Consider the following 17256-nt stretch of genomic DNA (forward strand, 5'->3'; position numbering starts at 1 on the left):
GATTAAATAAAGGATTAAATAGTATAAATATTTGTGTAAGTATTTATATAAGTATTTGGTGGGTTGAAAAATGGGGGGGGGTAGAAATTTCTCCAATCACCCCAAAGTTAAAAGTATTTTCCTAGGCTTACATAAACTCTTGCTCAATGTTCTCCATCGTGTTTAAACCGATGAACAGCTCTTGCAGCATCCATTTTTACATAAAAATTAGCGCTTCTTGTATAGAGTATTTGCATACCCATTGCATCCATAAAATAATGATTTTCGCTTTGATATTCTTTATTTTCATACCAAGAATATCCTATATCATAAAAAGGAGTCAAGTAAAGCCCTTCTAAAGGTGTTTGAAATCTTATTCCTAAGGTGCCAGAAATAACATTATCCGCACTCCCCTCGCCTTCTAAATAAGCACGCACACCATAAGGTCCACCTAAAGACACGGATTCACTACTATCTAAAACAGCACCACCGATAACTTTTTGATAATTGAGTTGAAAAATGTGAGTTAAGCGTTCTTGGAATTGATATTCGTTGCTTAAATTTAAATTCATTTTTCCAAAATTCCCTAAATTTACTCCATTAAATCCAGAAGAATCACCATCATTTTCAACATTGCCATATGTAAAATTTAAAGTATAACTTAGGACATTATTCTCCAAACCTTTATAAGTTCCTTCTATGCCTAAATTTACACTATTGCTCGCTTTTTCATTACTTACTAAACCATCAAGATAATAATCTTTAATCTTTTTATGAGTAAAACCCGAAACAAGATATAAAGAATACTCGGTATATAAAAACACAGGATAAGAAAAATTTACCCCAACATTCATAGAGTCCCCATAAAAACCAAGATTTCTATAAATTCCACCAAGAACATAATGTCCTTGAGTTGCAAATGGAGTAATTTTTAAATTTCCTATAAAAGTACTATAATTAATCCCATAATCTATTTGATTTTCATCGCTATCTTGAAGATAAAAATTTAAGTTATCCCCTTGTCTTGCTATATTGTTTAAACTTTGACTCATTCCTGCTCTAAAACGACCTGTTTCTTTAGTCCCATAGTTGTTAGAATATAAAGTTAAAGTTGCACTATCACCTTTGTTTACTTCTATAATAACATCGCTTTCTCCATAACCATCACCTGATTGTAAATTAGCATTGGTTTGGATTCCGTATATTTCATTGATTTTGTAAATTTCATTTTCCACATTTTTAGTTGTGATAACTTTCCCTTTAAGATTTTTGTTCAATTTACTCTCTAAAGCATAATCCCTCACACCTGAGTTGTTTTTAATGATTACTTTTCCTAAAGTTCCAAAAGCTATGTTAATTTGCACTTTGTTAGAACTTAAATCTTGTGGTGGTATATAAGCAGTTGCCGAAGGATAGCCACTTACTTGACAATAATAAGCTATAATGTTTGTTATATCTTTTAAATTTTATAAGCTTAACTCTTGGTTGCGATACTCAGCTATTGCATCTTGAATTTCTTTTTCGCTAATTCTTAATTTTTTAAATGTCAAATCTTTATTATCGATATGCAAAACATACTCTCTTACAAAAACCTTAGCTTCATTTTGATCAGTTTGTGAATTTGTAATATTTGTAGTATTTTGCTCTTTAAAATTTACAGGGCTTTTTTGATTTTTTAATGTATTCTTTAAATTTTTATTTTGCGGTTCATTTGCTTCAGGAGAGCTTTCTATAAGCTCTCTTATTTTATTATTATTTAGCTCTTCAGCATGTGAAAATACTTGCAATAAGACTAAAACAACTAAAATTTTTCTCATTTTTATTTCCTATTTTGCATTTACACAAATATTCATTGTCTTAAAATTATCACTTACAATACAACGCAAACCACTACTTCTAGCATCTGCTTCTCCTATTTCCACTTGATCATCATCTTCTTCTTTTTTTGTGTCTACTTCGGTTTGAATTTTTATAGGAGCTTCTACAACCTTTTCAGGAATTTCAGGCGGCAATACAGAAGGTTTGTCTGGATCTTCACCCCCTTGTTTATCTGGCTCATAGATAGATATATTTGGTTTTTCTGGCAATGAGGCTAATTTTCCTTTAAAATTAAAATTTCCAGTGTATGCTTTATCATCTACATCTTTACCTTCTATAGAAAAACCTTGAGAATTTAGAATTTCATTTTCAAGCTTATAGTGAAATCCTTCATTTCCACTAAGATCCGCAAACTGCTTTTCAAGAGCTTCTTTTTGTTCTAAAAGTTTTTCATACATAACTTTAAGTGTTTCATCGCTAACTAAGCCTGATTCTTTGATTTTTTCATAGTTTTTATTTTCTTTGTCAAGTTGAGCTAAGGCTTCTTGGTATTTTTGTAATTCTTCTTTAAAACTAGCGAAATAACCTTCGCCGGTTTTGATTTTATGCATAGCAGTTTTCTTTTGCGTCCATTTTTCATAAAGATTGGTATAATTTTTATAATTTTGATCTTGGGAATTTTTCCACAAATTTACAAATTCTTGTTCTACTCCAGTATCTTTAAACGCATTTAAGAAATTTAAACTTTGAGTGATCTCACTAGCTTCATTTTCCCCTACCACACCCTTACTATCTGTGTAAGTCCAAGTTTTGGTATCAAAATCATAAGTGTATTTTCCATTCATCAAATCATCTAAAATTCTTTGAAGTAATTTTGGATCAAAGTCATTTTTGGATAATACAGGATCTTTAAAATCAGGTACTTCTGGAGTAATTTTTGCATTACCATCATAATAAGAAACATATCCATTGTTATAATCTTTACTAACTACCCCTCCTTGATTCTCTAAAAATCCAACCATTGCTTCATTAATAACTTTATTTTTTATATTATAATCATAAAATTCAAAGCCTCTTCCATGTGCAAGAGCAGAATCATTTAAAATCTCTCCAAAAAATTTACCTTTAACATCATAATAACCAGCGTAAGTATCTCGAGAATTTTTTTCATAGTATACGAAAATATTGTTTGTTTTTAATATTCCATCCCACCAATCTTTAACAAAATATCCCATAAATAAACCTTGGAACATCTCTTTATTATTAGTTCTATATTTTTGAACTTTTATTTTTGTTTCTTTTCCAAATTTCATTTGGATATTATTAAAATTTACATCTCCAACTCTAGAATTAAAAAGCCCCCTAAGAATCCACCTGCAGCATTAAATTCATAATTATTATAATCATTGCCAAACCAGCCACCGACACCATCTCCAGCTTTAGCATAAATTTGCATTTTTTGATCAAAATTAATTAAAATATTTTTAAAGCTAACATAAAGTATATCTTTATTCAGAGGATTTAAAATTCCAATAAATCCACCAGATCCAACATTAAAAAGCTTATCTGAAGCAATTCCATCAGGAGTCCAAACATATCCTCTTTTCGCAATAATATCTCCAAAATTTATTAAAGAAATTTTTTCAAAAGAATTAGTTCCATTTATAGCTCCAGCAAAACCTCCTGCGCCAGCATGCTTGACAAAAGTTTTACCATCTGCTTGAACACTACCTATATTTTTTAAATCAATTTGAGAAAAATATGATTTATCTCCAGCATAACCTACAAAACCACCTGCAAAAATATTGCCACCTGTTTCTGAACCTAAAATCGTTACTCCGCCAATATTGTTTAATAAAATATTAGAAAAATTACTACCTTCTGAATAGCCAGCAAAACCACCTAAGTAAATATCAATATACGCACTGCTAAATTTACCCTCTGGCTGTAGTGCGATTTTAGAAAAATTATCTAAACTAATACGATTAAAACTAGAACCACTTTGAGCATAACCTACAAAACCACCACCATAAAGAAATCCATCGGTTCCATTTTTGGAATTTGGGTCAAAGAAAATTAAATCTCCAATATTTTTTAAATGAATATTGCTAAAATCTGCGTTAGAGCTTTGCCCAACAAAAGCTCCTCCAGAATTTGTTTTTCCACTAAATTTCAAACCATCGACATTAAGATTATAAATTTTAGCCTTCTTATTACTATCTTTTCCTTCAACTTTACCAAAAATACCTGTATTCCATCCTTTGTCTGTGTTTTGAGCATTGATAAGTATATTTTTTAAAGTATAATTTCCACCATCAAAATTACCGCTAAAAGCATATTTATTGGCGCCAACAGGATCAATAGCTATTTGCTTTCCATTGCTAGTTAAATATGAAAAATCAATATCGCTCATAAGGCGAATTGTGGTTAAACCGTCTTTAAAAATATCTCCATTGAGTGCATCGCTATTCCAACCATCGGCAAAAAGCTTCCATTCATTAGCATTCATATAATGATTTATATTTTGTCCGTTGTTATAGTAATGTCCTCCTATAGTAATAGCTCTATAAAAATCAACACTATTCTTACCATCATATGATTGTGACTTTATGCTACCAAAATCTCCAAATTGATATTTATCATTTGCAAAACTTGTCATATCCCTTTGCATAAATCCCTCAACAATAGCCGTGCCTTTGAAGCCATCTTTATCAATTTTAATAGTATTTTTATTCTCTTTATCTTTTCCTACACTAATATAAACATAATTTCCTATTAAATGGGCTGTTTTAGCATTAGTTTGCCCATCTTGCCCCGCTAGCTCCGCTCCTACTCCTATTTCAACCTTATTTCCTATTAAAACAATATTATCTGCATTAATCTTTCCAAGATTGATAATATTTCCTTGCTTGCTTACATCAAATGCTGGAGAAAAACTAGCTCCTTGCTTTAAAAAAGTTTTAACATTCTCATCATTTAAAGGTGTCGTGCTAGCTACAAATTTTCCCGCAGTGATAGTTCCTGTTTTGCCAATCAAAACTCCCATGGGATTAACTAAAAAGATATTGTTATTCCCGCCATTTAAAGCTCCGTTTATCTTAGAAGCATCTTTTTGATAAGCAATGTTTAGGTAGTTTTTACCAGAAGTTGTAAAATTTACACTTTCTCCCTGAGCTATATTAAAACCACCACCCCATTGGATAACATGATTTTGTCCTTTTCCTGTAATCGTTACAGTATTTCCAGAGGTATGGATAGTCCCACTTGTACCATGAGTAAATTTACCTCCTTGTGGTAAAGCATAAGCTTGAGAAAAGAGTAAAGAACTCACCGCAAATGATAAAACTATATGTTTACTCATCTTTTTCATGTTACTCTCCTTTAAAGTATGTTGATATAAATTATTTTTGCATCATCTGAAACTTCAAAGCTAAAATTTACATTTTTCAATGTACTTTTAGCCAACTTTTCTATCTTGTTGTAATTAAATTTATTTTTATTATTTTTCATTTTTTCTAACAAATTTTCTAATTCTTGTTGATTTAACAATCTATTGTCACCATCATAAATTCCAACATCACTTTGTATGAGAATATATTTTCCTTTTGTTGGTTTATTTTTAGTAAGAATTTCCATACTTCCATTTGAAGGAAGATTGATAAGTTTTTCTATAGTTAAGATAGGATTTTTTATTTTATTTGGCAAAATAAAAGTAAAATTTTCAAAGTTATTTACCACTTCTGATTTAACATCTTGAGTATCTATAATCAAACGATTGTTTTTAGAAAAATCTTCTTGATGCGGTAGAATTTGAGTGATTATTTTGCCTTTTTTATTTACTTCATGAAAAACAGAACCAGAAAGCAAATCGATATTTACATCTTTAAAGAAATTTAACTCTCCACCTAAATATAAAGTATTGTTATAAGATTTAAAATTTGAAATATCCGAAGTTCCAGATGGAGCTAAAAATATAGCATCTTGATTTTTATACTCATCTATATTTAAATTAACAAGCTCCATGATATTATCATGAGAATTTGCAGACACTCCAGCTATCAACCCCACATAACCTTGTCTTTTATCTGAGGCAGTACTAAAAGCTGTGTTGTTGATGATGATTTTATTAAAAGCACTTTCTTTATCTGCTTTTATGATGCACGAACTTTCCACGGCAGCCGAAGAACAATCTTTAAGCTTTATAAGATTGTCGTTTGCATTTTGAGTTGCTTTTAAAATAATTTTTGAGCCCTTTCCTAAAGAGCTCGCTTCGGTTAAACTCTGAATGAGATTATAATTTATTTTATTATTTGAAACATTTTTAGCATTGATCATCAAACTTAAATTTTTAGATGATTTAATATTTTCAAAATTTACTTCATTATTGTTTGATTCATCGGCGATATAGTCTATACCATCTAGCGTAGTTTCACTTGTAATAAAAGCATATAAAGGCAATGAAATAACAGAATCTTTTATACTTAAGGTATTATTATTTGCTTTTCCGCTTAAAGTTCTTGCCGCATATACAGTAAATTTATCAGAATAATTTTGTGGAACTTTTTCATAGGTTAAATCATTTTGTATATCAATAACATTAAAATTCGCACCCTCTGTAGCAAAACCTCCGTAAAGATTGTAATAATTTTTTCCATAAAAATTATCACTGATTTTTAAAGGTTTTTTAAGGCGAAATACAATTTTATTTCCATTAGCTTCACCATCGTTAGAATACCCACCATAGAGGTTTAACGATGCATGTGTTTTAATGTTTTTATTAAGATGATCTAATGAGTTAAAATGATAAACTTCTATAGAATTTTTCTCTGCATTACCCTGTAATGTTCTTCCACCGTAAATTTCTCCAAATAAAACAGCATCATAAAAAGTTATTTTATTTTGCGAATTTACCATTAAATCTAAATTTAAATTTTTAATTATTACAGAATTTTTACTTACATTGTATTTTTTAAGATTATTTACATCAGCTAAAGCACCCAAAATTTCAAAGGTTGAACGAGCTGTATACTCACCATCTGGCCCATGAAGGACGATATTAGCTGAATCGATAAGAACTTTATTGTTTTGCAAATTAGAATTTATGCCAAAAGCTCCCATTAAACGAGTAATTCTTTCATCATAAATATCCTTACCTTCTTCATCTGAAAAATACTGGGAATTATGAAGGTCAATTTTTGTATTTGACTCTAAGATTAATTTATTGTCTTTAGCTTCACCATCAAAAGCTACAGATCCTGAAATATAAGGAGCTCCATTTAAGGGCAAGGTGTAGATATTTTCTACACCCATATTGATATAGGAGTTTTCTTTTAAAATGGTTTGATTGTTAAATCCCCCGCCCCTGTCAGTAAACGCCGCAGTAATTAAATACTTAAAACGATCGCCTTTTTGAGAATTATTAGGCACTCCACAATCCCCTATGCTTGGTTTGCAAAAATACACAGAAGATAATTCTCCATTTTCTAATATAAGTTTATTATTTGTTGCATTTGTATTTTGAGCATAAGCTGTTACAATAAAAGGTATAAAAGAACTAGGAACGGCTTGAGTATCTGAAGATACGGTTCCTAAAGTGCTAAAAGCTGTTATGATCTCTTCTTTTGAAGTATCCGGAGTTAAAATTTCAAGCTTGGATAAATTTTTATTTCCAGATTTAGGGTTATTATAAATCATAGTTAAATTTGATATAGGGTATTTTGACTTAGAAGCATAGAAATTTTTTCCATTAATTTTTTTAAAAATTTCTGCTTGAGGATCATAAACTTGATTATCCTTAAAAGAATGTTCAGAAATATAAAAAATTTTTCCATCCTTGCTTGTAGCCTGAACCGCCGCAAAACAAACCGAAGAAGATAAAACCACACTACAAACACCCAAGCCAAATTTTGCATTTGTCTTATTTGTAAAAATTTTAAAAATATTAAAATATTTTTTCATCTCATTTCTCACTAAAATAAAACCTTTTGATTTATCGCAAATTGATTATTTGCAACATTATCCCGTATGTCCTGAGTTGATTATAAAATAAAATATTAATTTGATATTTTATTTTTCAATATTTAAATTTAATGAAAATTTAACAAATTTTATATTAATATATTCTTAAATAAAATTTTATTTTAAATATTAAAAAAATACTTTTATAATTATTTAAATATTATCTAAAAGCACAACATTAATATAACTTTTCTAAAAATTGATCCAGACTTAATTAAATATAAATTTAAAATAAGTATAATTTTAAAACATTTTATATCAAAGGAAAAAAATGAAAAAAATATTAAGCATTGCTCTAGTTGCTTTAGTTGGTTTATTTTTAGGTGCTTGTAGTGATTCTAAAAATAAAGAATCAAATGCAAGTGTAGAATTAAAGGTTGGAACTGCTCCAAATTATAAACCTTTTAATTATAAAGAAAACTCAAAACTTACAGGTTTTGATACTGATTTGGTTGAAGAGATTGCCAAAAAAAATGGTATTAAAATTGTTTGGGTTGAAACCAATTTCGATGGATTGATTCCTGCTTTAAAAGCTGGCAAAATCGATATGATTGCCTCAGCTATGAGTGCAACTGATGAAAGAAGACAAAGTGTTGATTTTACCAAACCTTACTATATGAGTAAAAATCTTTATCTTAAGCTAAAAAACAACGACTCTCTTCAAACGAAAAATGATTTAGAAGGTAAAAAAATAGGAGTTCAACTAGGAACTTTACAAGAAAATACTGCAAAAGCTATCAAAAATGCACAAGTACAAAGCAATAAAGATTTAAACATAGCTGTTTTAGCACTAAAAAACAACAAAATCGATGCTATTGTAGCTGATCAAGATACTGCTAAAGGTTTTTTAGCTGAAAATCCAGAATTGGTAAGCTTCTACCAAGAAACAGATGGAGGAGAAGGCTTTAGTTTTGCTTTTGATAAAAATAAACAAAAAGATATTATTGAAATATTTAACAAAGGCATAGATGAAGCAAAAACTGATGGATTTTATGATACTTTAATTAAAAAATATGAATTAGAATAAGCGTGAATTTTCACGCTTATAGCTTAAAAAGTTAAAATTTCATATTTTCTCTCTTTTGCAATTTTTAAAATTTTTTCATCACCATTACATACAAAGGCTTTGCTAACAGACTCTAGTAAAGGTAAATCATTGATAGAATCACTAAAAAAATAAGAATCTTTCATCCATTTTTCATAATCTTTACCCAAATATTCCTTAAGTCTTAAAACCTTGCCTTCCTTAAAACTATAAATCCCATAAGCTTTTCCACTAAATTTATCACCCACACGCTCGCATTTTATGGCTATGCTTTCTCTCACTCCCAAAAAAGAGGCGATTTTTCTAACTAAAAATTCAGCCGTAGCTGAAATTATAATACACCTTTGATCTTGGTATTTGATTATAAGTTCTTTAGCTTTTTCATAAGGTTTTATATAAATTTTTATAAATTCATCTACTAAAGATGAAATTCTATCTTCATTTTTACCCTTAACACTTTGAAGAAAAAAAGTCATAAATTCATCCATATCAAGCTTTTTTTCTTGATATTGTTTTTGATAAAAAACGATTTTTTCTAAATATTCTTGAGGTAAAAAACCTTTTTCAACACAAAATTTAAGCCAAAGTTTAGCACTATCGCCTTGTATTAAAGTATCATCTAAATCAAATAAAACAAGCTTCATTTTAACTCTTTTGCTAAAGAAAGATTGAATTTTAAAGCGATTTTATCACCTGCTTCATAAGTACTATGAGTGCTAAAATTTAAAGTATCTACCTTAAATTCAATTTCTTGCACTCTAACCCTATAGCGTATGATATTGCCTAGTAATGATTTTTCTTTGATCTTAGCCTCTAAGCCTTCGTTAGAAATTTCTATGGTTTCAGGACGCAAGGCTATATCTTTTTTAAAATCGTGTTTTAAACCCAAGCTATCAAGCTCTTTAGGGCTTAAAATATTGTAATTTCCTATAAAGCTAGCCACAAAATGAGATTCTGGCAAAAGATAAAGATTGTTTGCGTTGGAATTTTGTATGATTTTACCCTCATTCATTAAAATAATCCTATCGGATAATTCTAAAGCTTCTTCTTGATCGTGCGTTACAAAAATAGTGGTGAGTTCAAGTTCTTTTTGAATTTCTTTAATTTGCACCCTTAAATGCTTACGAATTTTAGCATCAAGTGCCGATAAAGGCTCATCAAGTAAAAGTAAATCAGGTTTAGTCACCAAAGATCTTGCTAAAGCCACTCTTTGCATTTGTCCGCCTGAAAGCTTATGTGGATAAGTTTTAGCGTATTCTTCAAGCTCGACGAGTTTTAACATTTTTTTCACTCTTTTTTTCTATGTCCTTTTTATCCATTTTTTTGATCTTTAAGCCAAAAGCTACATTTTCAAAAACGTTAAGATTTGGAAAAAGAGCGTAATTTTGAAAAACCATACCTATATTTCTTTTTTGAGGACTTAATTTGGTAAGATCTTTATCATTTAAAGAAATTTTTCCTCCATTAATTTGGCTAAGCCCTGCTATACACCTTAAAAGAGTGGATTTTCCACAGCCACTTGGGCCTAAAAGGGTTATAAACTCACCCTTTTTAGCACTAAAATTAATATCTTCAAAAATAATTTTATCCCCATAAGCTTTTTTAAAATTTTTAATCTTTAAATAAGCCATTTTTCACTCCTTAATCAAACTAGCTATAAAAGTTGTTATAAAAATTAATACAAAATAAACTATTACCAAAGCACTAGAATAATGCCCACTTTGATTTTTGATATTATAAAGATAAACTTGTAAAGTCTCATAAGCACTTCCTACAAGAATATTTGCGTATAAAAATTCACCTATTAAAAAAGAAAAACTTAAAAAAACTGCCACCAAAATTCCATTTCTTAAGTTAGGCAAGACAAGTTTAAAAATCGCTCCCATTAAAGAACCTCCAAGCATAGCATTAGATGCGATGAGTTCATTTAAATTGACATTAGATATAGCATTATCTAAAGCCCTATATATAAAAGGCAAAGCTATAGTAAAATAAGTAAAAATGAGTATCCAAGCTGTGCCTCCTATATTGTCAGCATAAAGTTGCAAAAGCCCCACACAGCTAACTATAGGAGGTACGGCAAAAGGCATGATAATAAGTATATTTACAAAGGCTTTTAATTTTAAAAAATAATAATTTAGCACAAAAACCAAAGGGAAAACAAGAATCACAGAAAGTAAAATACTGCCCACACAAACAAGCAAAGAATGCCAAAGAGCAAGTAAAAATCTTTCATCATGAAAAAGTTCTTGATACCATTTAAGCGTAAGATCATCAGGCAAAACACTTACACCCCAAGAAGTGGAAATAGAATATAAAAAAGTAGCCATTAAAGGCAAAGCTAAAAATAAAAAAACCAAAAACAAAACTGCATAATGATAAATTTTAGCTTTTAAACTCAAATTTTCATTCATTTAAAGCACCTTAAAATTATATTTTTTAGAAAGGAAATTGGCTATAAAGGTAACAACAAGCATAATAATAGTTATAATGATGCTTAAAGCACTAGCCATATAAGGATCAAGATTGATATCGCCTGCGATTAAAGCAGCGATTCTTACAGGAGCGACATTAAAATTTCCCGAACTTAAAGCATAAATAGTCGCATAAGCTCCAAAAGCATTGGCAAATAAAATCACAAAAACACCAAACAAAGCAGGAGCGAGCAAAGGCAAAGCTATTTTTAACCAATATAAAAAATTGCCTCCACCTAACATTTTACAAGCATTTAAATGTGAATTTTCAAGACTTTTAAAAGCTGGAAGCAAAAGCAAGATTGCCAAAGGAATTTGAAAATACACATAAACAATATTTACCCCGAAATTAGCATAAACACTAACAAAAGGCTCTATGCCTAAATTTTTCAAAAACACATTAACTACACCATTGCTTCCAAGAACTATAATGAAAGCAAAAGCTAAAGGAACTCCTGAAAAATTACTTATCATAGTATTTAAAGAAAAGAGAAAATTACATATTTTTGATGGAGCTAAAATAAATAAAGAATAGCTCGCCAAAAGCCCTATTAAAAGTCCAAAAATACTAGAAATAAAACTGATTTGTAAAGAATTTATAATGCTTTGTAGATAGAATTTGGACTCAAAAATATGTATAAAATTGGCTAAAGAATAAATTTCATCCTCTTCTACATAAAAAGCATTAAAAACAATCCAAATCAAAGGTGCTATCATAAAAAAAGTAAAAACTATAAAAAAAGGTAAAATACTTAAAAAGGCTAGAAATTTTTCTTTCATTTTCTGGCCTTTAAAATTTCATCATTATATCTTTTATCGTGTTTAAGTCCTAAAATTTCACAGATACTGCCACAAATTTCATCCTGTTTTATCTTGGCATTTTCATACGAAAAAGCACTACCAAAAGTGAAAAAAGGCACTAAAATTTCATCTTCGCTTAAGCCTCCATGACTTTTACCCTCCGTCATACCATGATCGCTTGTGATGATTACATTAATACCTTGTTCTAACCAAGTAGGCAAATACTCAGAAATCAAAACATCAACTTTTTTGGTTTTATTAGCATACTCAATAGAGTGTGAGCCAAATTTATGTCCTGTATCATCTATATTCATAGAATGTATAAGAGTAAAATCTAGATTATATTTGTTTCTTAAATGCTCCCCATCTGCAAATAAATGAGAATCTAGATAATCATTTCATAGTAAAAATGTCCATAAGGCAAAGTTAAATTTTCATCTTCTATATGGCGATGTAAAGAAGGAATAAATTCTTTTTTATTATAAAGCTCAAAAACCCAATGATAAGCTGCGCCTCCAGCTTTTAAGCCTTGCTCTTTGCAAAGGTCAAAAATGCTTGTTTGTTTTGAAAAACTCAATTTATTATTAATTATCCCACTTAAAACAGGCTTTACGCCTGTTAATAAGCACTCGTATAAAGGACGAGACATACTAGGAAGTTCGCATTCTAAAGAATAAAATTTACCTAAATTCTCTTTGTAAAGTGCATTTAAATATCCCATATTTATACTAGCGCTTTTACAATTTAAGCCATCAAGCACAACTAAAATAACTTTGGACATCATTTACTCTTTAAAAAATCTTTTACTTCAAGCAAAATAAACTCATTATCATCAGTCTTATTAGGTTCTCTGCTTGAAGAATAAGGAAAGTTATTGTCGTTTTCTACGACTATATGAGAGTCATCTACTATATCCACACCTTCTATGGTTTCAAAAGGAAAAACAAATTTATCATTTACCAAAGGCTTTTTAGAAATTTTATTTCTATCCTTAATATTTAAAAGATCTATATAAGAAATTTTTTGAGCTTCATGAGTTTTATCATCTAATTTAACCTTATAAATTCTTTTAAATTGAGCTACATTATTAAAACAATGCTTAGTATCTTCACCTTCTTTGCAAGCCTTATCTTTAGTGCCTTCTTTTTGATCTCTTTCTATGATGATGCCGTATTTATCATCTATCATATTAAAATCACCTATGGAATGGCTTTTATCTTCTAAGAAATATTTATAAGTTTTTCCGGTGAATTTTTTATTTTTTACATCAAATTCTATGATTCTTAGATATTCTTTACCTTTTTCATTCTCATAAGCGTTGTTATTGTAAATGCTTCCTTCTAAAAGCAAATAAAGTTTAGAACCATCTTTAGAGCTTGCCATAGCTTCAAAGCCTTTAGAACGCTTGATATTAAATTTCTCATTTTCTCCATCAGGCTTATCACTAAATTTTAAATTTGGATTATCAGGAGAAATAAGTTTTTTACCTTCCACATACACATCAAAAACTTCTTTTAAATTCCCATTCTTATCAAAATGAAGCAAATAAGGACCAAATTCACCACCTATATAAAATTCATCATTGATAAGCTGTATACTCTCAGTATCAAAATCAGCCCCACTTAAATACCTTTCTTTGGTTGTTTCGGTGGTTATAGGATAAGGGTATTTTTTATCACTATCTTTAAAAAAACTGTTTTTAAAAGTTTGTATTTTGAGTTTTTAAAATCAAATTTAAACTCGTGAGCATAAAGCATAGCATCATAAGAATTATACTTTTTACCCAAGCCATTATCGCTAATCACCCAAAAAACATCTTTTTTTGGAATATATTTTATCCCACTATGTCCTTGTATAGGTTGATTTTTAAAAGGTAAATAAAAATCTGTTTCCCTGTTTCCCTTAGATTTAAAAGTTCCAATTTTTTCTTCTCTAGTGATATTTGCAAATTTCCCATAAGTTTTGAAAAAATCAGGAGCATCCTTAGGAGGTTTTACTGTACTTTTAGAATCTATGATAATATGTCCTGCTAAATTGGCTTCATACTCTTGAACTCCAAATAAAACACTGCAAAGCATAGCACTTGTTAAAATAACCTTTTTCATCCAATCTCCTTTATTTCATATCCACTATAACTTTTTCTTACCAAAGTTGTGGCAATTCTTTAGCGCTTTTTTCCCAAGCTTTTTGATCTTTGATTGCTCTTGCATTTTTGTATTGCTCACTTGGTAAAAGTTTAGCTTTTATATCATCTGGCAAGGTAATATGATCAATTCTTATTGGCCTTGCATAACCTTTTGCTAGATTGATTTGTCCTTTATCAGAAAGTATAAACTCACGGGCTAATTTAGCTGCGTTTGGATGTTTTGCGTATTTATTGATAATAGTTGTATAACCCGAAATAACACTACCATCAGCAGGGATTAAAACTTCATAACGATCTTTGCCCACTTTATCTCTATAGCCTAAACCATTAAAATCCCAAACTAAACCCACTTCAACTTCACCTTTTTCAAGATTGGCTATACTTACATCATTATTTACAAGTCTTCCTTGTTTGGCTAAAGTATTAAAAAAAGCTAAAGCAGGACTTAAATCTTTTTCATCCCCACCTAAGGCATAATTAGCTGCCAAAACTGCACTCACAGCTTGAGCTGCTACACTTACATCACCCACGGTAATTTTATAATTTCCCTTAAGCAAATCTTGCCAAGTTTTAGGTATATCTTTTACTACATCTTTATTGACTATAAAAGCTATGGTTCCTGTATAAGCTAAAAGCCAATTTCCATCTTTATCTTTAGCCCAAGTTGGAATTTGATCCCAGTAGCTTGTCTTAAAAGGCTGAGCTACTCCTTGTTTAACCGCTATCTCTCCAAAAGAAGCTCCTACATCCCCTATATCACCGCTTGCATTTTTCTTTTCGGCTTTAAATTTAGCAATTTCTTGAGCTGAACTCATATCTGTATCACTATGTTCTATGCCATAAAGATTTTTAAGATCTGCCCAAGTATCCTTCCAGTTTGCCCAAGTATCAGGCATAGCTAAAGAATTTACCCTACCTTCTGCTTGCGCAGCTTTAATCAAATTCTCATCAATAGCTTGTGAATTTGAAAACAATAAAGCAACAAGACCTAAACTTAAGAAAAATTTCTTACTCATTTTTTTCCTTTCAAAAAATATTTTGGAAATTTAATGAGTTTTAGAAACATTTTAGAAACAAGTTAATTTTTAAGCAAACAAGGTTATAATTTTAAAGTCATAAACAAGGAGCGATCATGCTTTATATTTATATCAAAACTCAAAATGCTTTAGTTCAAAGAATCAATTTTAATCTCGATAGTCAAGAACTACCACAAAATATTTTATGGATTGATTTACTTCATCCAAGTGCAGCAGAAATTGCTTTTATATCAAGTGAATTTAATCTTGAGTTTCCTACAAAAGAAGAAAGGGAAGAAATAGAGCTTAGCGCAAAATATTGGGAAGATAATGCGACAATAACCATCAATGCTCATTTTTTAGTAAGAGATCTTAAAAGCGATGAAGAAGATAGGAATTTAATCAAGCTTCGCACAGAAATTGTTACTTTTGCTACCGCTAAAAATATCTTATTTACTATAAGATATAACGAATTTAGCACTTTTGAAGAAATTCAAGCAAGGATTTTAGCTAGTCCGAAGAATTTTGAAGATGGTTTTGATATTATTGATAAAATGTTTGAAGTGCGCGTTGAAAAAGATGCGGATTTGCTAGAATGGATAGATAAAGAAGCAAGACGCTTAAGAACAAGTGTTTTAGAAAAAAAAGATGAATATAGTTATGATGAAATGCTAAAGGATATTTCAAGTTTACAAGAGCTTAATATGCGTGTAAGAGATTCTTTATTTGATAAGCGTCGCGCTATGACTTCTTTGCTAAAAAGCGATAAAATCGATAAAGATATAAAACAAAATCTCACTATAGTTTTAAAAGACTTAAATTCTTTGGTTGAATTTAGTGTTTCGCAACTTAATATCTTAGATAATATCCAAACCATTTTAGCCAGCCAAATCAACATAGAGCAAAACAAAATCATTAAAATTTTTACCGTTGCAACTGTTGCCATGATGCCACCTACTTTAATAGGAACTGTTTATGGTATGAATTTTAAATTCATGCCCGAACTTGAACTTCACTATGCTTATCCCATAGTGCTTGGCGTGATGGTAATTTCTATCATTTTACCTTTGGTTGTTTTCAAGAAAAAAGGATGGTTATAAAAATTTATTAAGGAGAAATAATGGATACAATAAACATAGGAATTTTAACCCTAAGCGATAGAGCAAGTAGTGGTATATACGAAGATAAAGCCACTGCTGAAATTGAAAGAGTGTTAAATTCATATATAAAAAATGATATTATTTATCATAAAGAATTAATCCCTGATGATTATGATTTGATCATTAAAAAATTACTTTATCTAGCAGATGAAAAAAAATGCGATTTGATTGTTACAAGCGGAGGTACAGGTCCAGCACTTCGTGATGTAACCCCAGAAGCCGCGGAAGCCGTGTGTGATAAAATGATGCCAGGTTTTGGAGAACTTATGCGCTTAGAAAGTTTAAAATATGTCCCAACAGCTATACTTTCAAGACAGAGTGCAGGAATTCGCAATAAATCTTTTATCATTAATTTACCAGGAAATCCTAAGGCTATAAAAGAATGCCTAGAGCCTGTTTTTCCGGCTATACCTTACTGTATCGATTTGATAGAAGGCGCTTATATAGAAGCAAATGATGAAGTTATTAAGGTTTTTCGCCCTAAGAAAAAATGTCAAAATTAAAATTTATTAGCCCTAACAAGTCTGCTTAATTGTCTAGCAAGTAGACTTGCTGAAGCTTCATCTTTGCTTATCTTTTGTACTTTATTTTTAAACTTACAAAGCCTGTCATCTAAAATCACATCATTGATCGGAATTTTAGGCTTTTCTTTTTGCTTTTGTGAAATCTTTTTCTTAAAAACATTCTTTAATCCTTTTTTATAAATATACATCAACTTAGTTGAAAAGAATATTATTTTAGATTTTAAACTATTAACTTTATTTCATTATTTTAAGCTAGAATTCACAAAAAACCAATC

The 17256-nt window shown here is 29.8% G+C and carries 13 protein-coding genes and 3 pseudogenes; 3 read left to right on the top strand and 13 right to left on the bottom strand.

The window, feature by feature from the left end; translation table 11 throughout:
• Window positions 1-143: 143 nt before the first annotated feature.
• From ELQ04_RS08670 to ELQ04_RS01760, 5 genes are all read right to left on the bottom strand, one after another.
• Window positions 144-1343: a ShlB/FhaC/HecB family hemolysin secretion/activation protein gene (locus ELQ04_RS08670; RefSeq protein WP_243832996.1), complete on the bottom strand. Its 1200-nt coding sequence runs from the start codon at window positions 1341-1343 to the stop codon at window positions 144-146.
• Between the two features lie 102 nt (window positions 1344-1445).
• Window positions 1446-1796, bottom strand: coding sequence for a hypothetical protein (locus ELQ04_RS08820; protein WP_079396640.1), 351 nt, complete (start codon window positions 1794-1796; stop codon window positions 1446-1448).
• 9 nt (window positions 1797-1805) lie between these two features.
• Entirely contained in the window at window positions 1806-2819 is a 1014-nt protein-coding gene (locus ELQ04_RS01745; RefSeq protein ID WP_074469327.1) for a hypothetical protein, read from the bottom strand.
• 308 nt (window positions 2820-3127) lie between these two features.
• Window positions 3128-5167 carry a filamentous hemagglutinin N-terminal domain-containing protein gene (locus ELQ04_RS01755; protein WP_079396641.1) on the bottom strand — a complete coding sequence of 680 codons (2040 nt, stop codon included), beginning with the start codon at window positions 5165-5167 and terminating at the stop codon, window positions 3128-3130.
• Between the two features lie 11 nt (window positions 5168-5178).
• A complete protein-coding gene (locus tag ELQ04_RS01760) occupies window positions 5179-7491 on the bottom strand; it encodes a hypothetical protein (RefSeq protein WP_250492244.1) in 2313 nt (770 codons plus the stop codon).
• 595 nt (window positions 7492-8086) lie between these two features.
• On the opposite strand from ELQ04_RS01760, the gene ELQ04_RS01770 reads away from it, so the two are divergent.
• Complete coding sequence (locus tag ELQ04_RS01770) at window positions 8087-8842, top strand: basic amino acid ABC transporter substrate-binding protein (RefSeq protein ID WP_002854837.1); 756 nt, start codon at window positions 8087-8089, stop codon at window positions 8840-8842.
• Between the two features lie 23 nt (window positions 8843-8865).
• On the opposite strand, the gene ELQ04_RS01775 is transcribed toward ELQ04_RS01770, so the two are convergent.
• The 7 genes and pseudogenes from ELQ04_RS01775 to ELQ04_RS01805 all read right to left on the bottom strand — a co-directional run bounded on the left by ELQ04_RS01775 (window position 8866) and on the right by ELQ04_RS01805 (window position 15297).
• On the bottom strand, window positions 8866-9504 hold the full coding sequence (locus ELQ04_RS01775) for an HAD family phosphatase (RefSeq protein WP_002781807.1): 639 nt from the start codon (window positions 9502-9504) through the stop codon (window positions 8866-8868).
• Window positions 9501-10491: pseudogene (locus tag ELQ04_RS01780) on the bottom strand (ABC transporter ATP-binding protein). The gene ELQ04_RS01775 and the pseudogene ELQ04_RS01780 overlap by 4 nt, the downstream one beginning before the upstream one ends.
• 3 nt (window positions 10492-10494) lie before the next feature.
• Window positions 10495-11274 carry an ABC transporter permease gene (locus ELQ04_RS01785; RefSeq protein ID WP_002878002.1) on the bottom strand — a complete coding sequence of 260 codons (780 nt, stop codon included), beginning with the start codon at window positions 11272-11274 and terminating at the stop codon, window positions 10495-10497.
• The gene (locus tag ELQ04_RS01790) at window positions 11275-12114 is read right to left on the bottom strand and encodes an ABC transporter permease subunit (protein WP_002836379.1); all 840 of its coding nucleotides are present in this window, start codon (window positions 12112-12114) and stop codon (window positions 11275-11277) included.
• A pseudogene (locus ELQ04_RS01795) lies at window positions 12111-12919 on the bottom strand (alkaline phosphatase family protein). The gene ELQ04_RS01790 and the pseudogene ELQ04_RS01795 overlap by 4 nt, the downstream one beginning before the upstream one ends.
• Window positions 12916-14240, bottom strand: a pseudogene (locus tag ELQ04_RS01800) (esterase-like activity of phytase family protein). The pseudogenes ELQ04_RS01795 and ELQ04_RS01800 overlap by 4 nt, the downstream one beginning before the upstream one ends.
• 37 nt (window positions 14241-14277) lie before the next feature.
• Entirely contained in the window at window positions 14278-15297 is a 1020-nt protein-coding gene (locus ELQ04_RS01805; protein WP_002938598.1) for an extracellular solute-binding protein, read from the bottom strand.
• Window positions 15298-15413: 116 nt separating this feature from the next.
• On the opposite strand from ELQ04_RS01805, the gene corA reads away from it, so the two are divergent.
• Window positions 15414-16397: a magnesium/cobalt transporter CorA gene (corA, locus tag ELQ04_RS01810; RefSeq protein ID WP_002799370.1), complete on the top strand. Its 984-nt coding sequence runs from the start codon at window positions 15414-15416 to the stop codon at window positions 16395-16397.
• A 20-nt stretch (window positions 16398-16417) separates the two neighbouring features.
• Window positions 16418-16960: a molybdopterin adenylyltransferase gene (gene mog, locus ELQ04_RS01815; RefSeq protein WP_044778233.1), complete on the top strand. Its 543-nt coding sequence runs from the start codon at window positions 16418-16420 to the stop codon at window positions 16958-16960.
• On the opposite strand, the gene ELQ04_RS01820 is transcribed toward mog, so the two are convergent.
• Window positions 16957-17169 carry a hypothetical protein gene (locus tag ELQ04_RS01820; RefSeq protein WP_002938600.1) on the bottom strand — a complete coding sequence of 71 codons (213 nt, stop codon included), beginning with the start codon at window positions 17167-17169 and terminating at the stop codon, window positions 16957-16959. The two genes, mog and ELQ04_RS01820, sit on opposite strands and share 4 nt — an antisense overlap.
• Window positions 17170-17256 lie beyond the last annotated feature (87 nt).

It is taken from the genome of Campylobacter sp. CH278 (assembly GCF_004378845.1).
Taxonomy (GTDB): Bacteria; Campylobacterota; Campylobacteria; order Campylobacterales; family Campylobacteraceae; genus Campylobacter_D; species Campylobacter_D jejuni.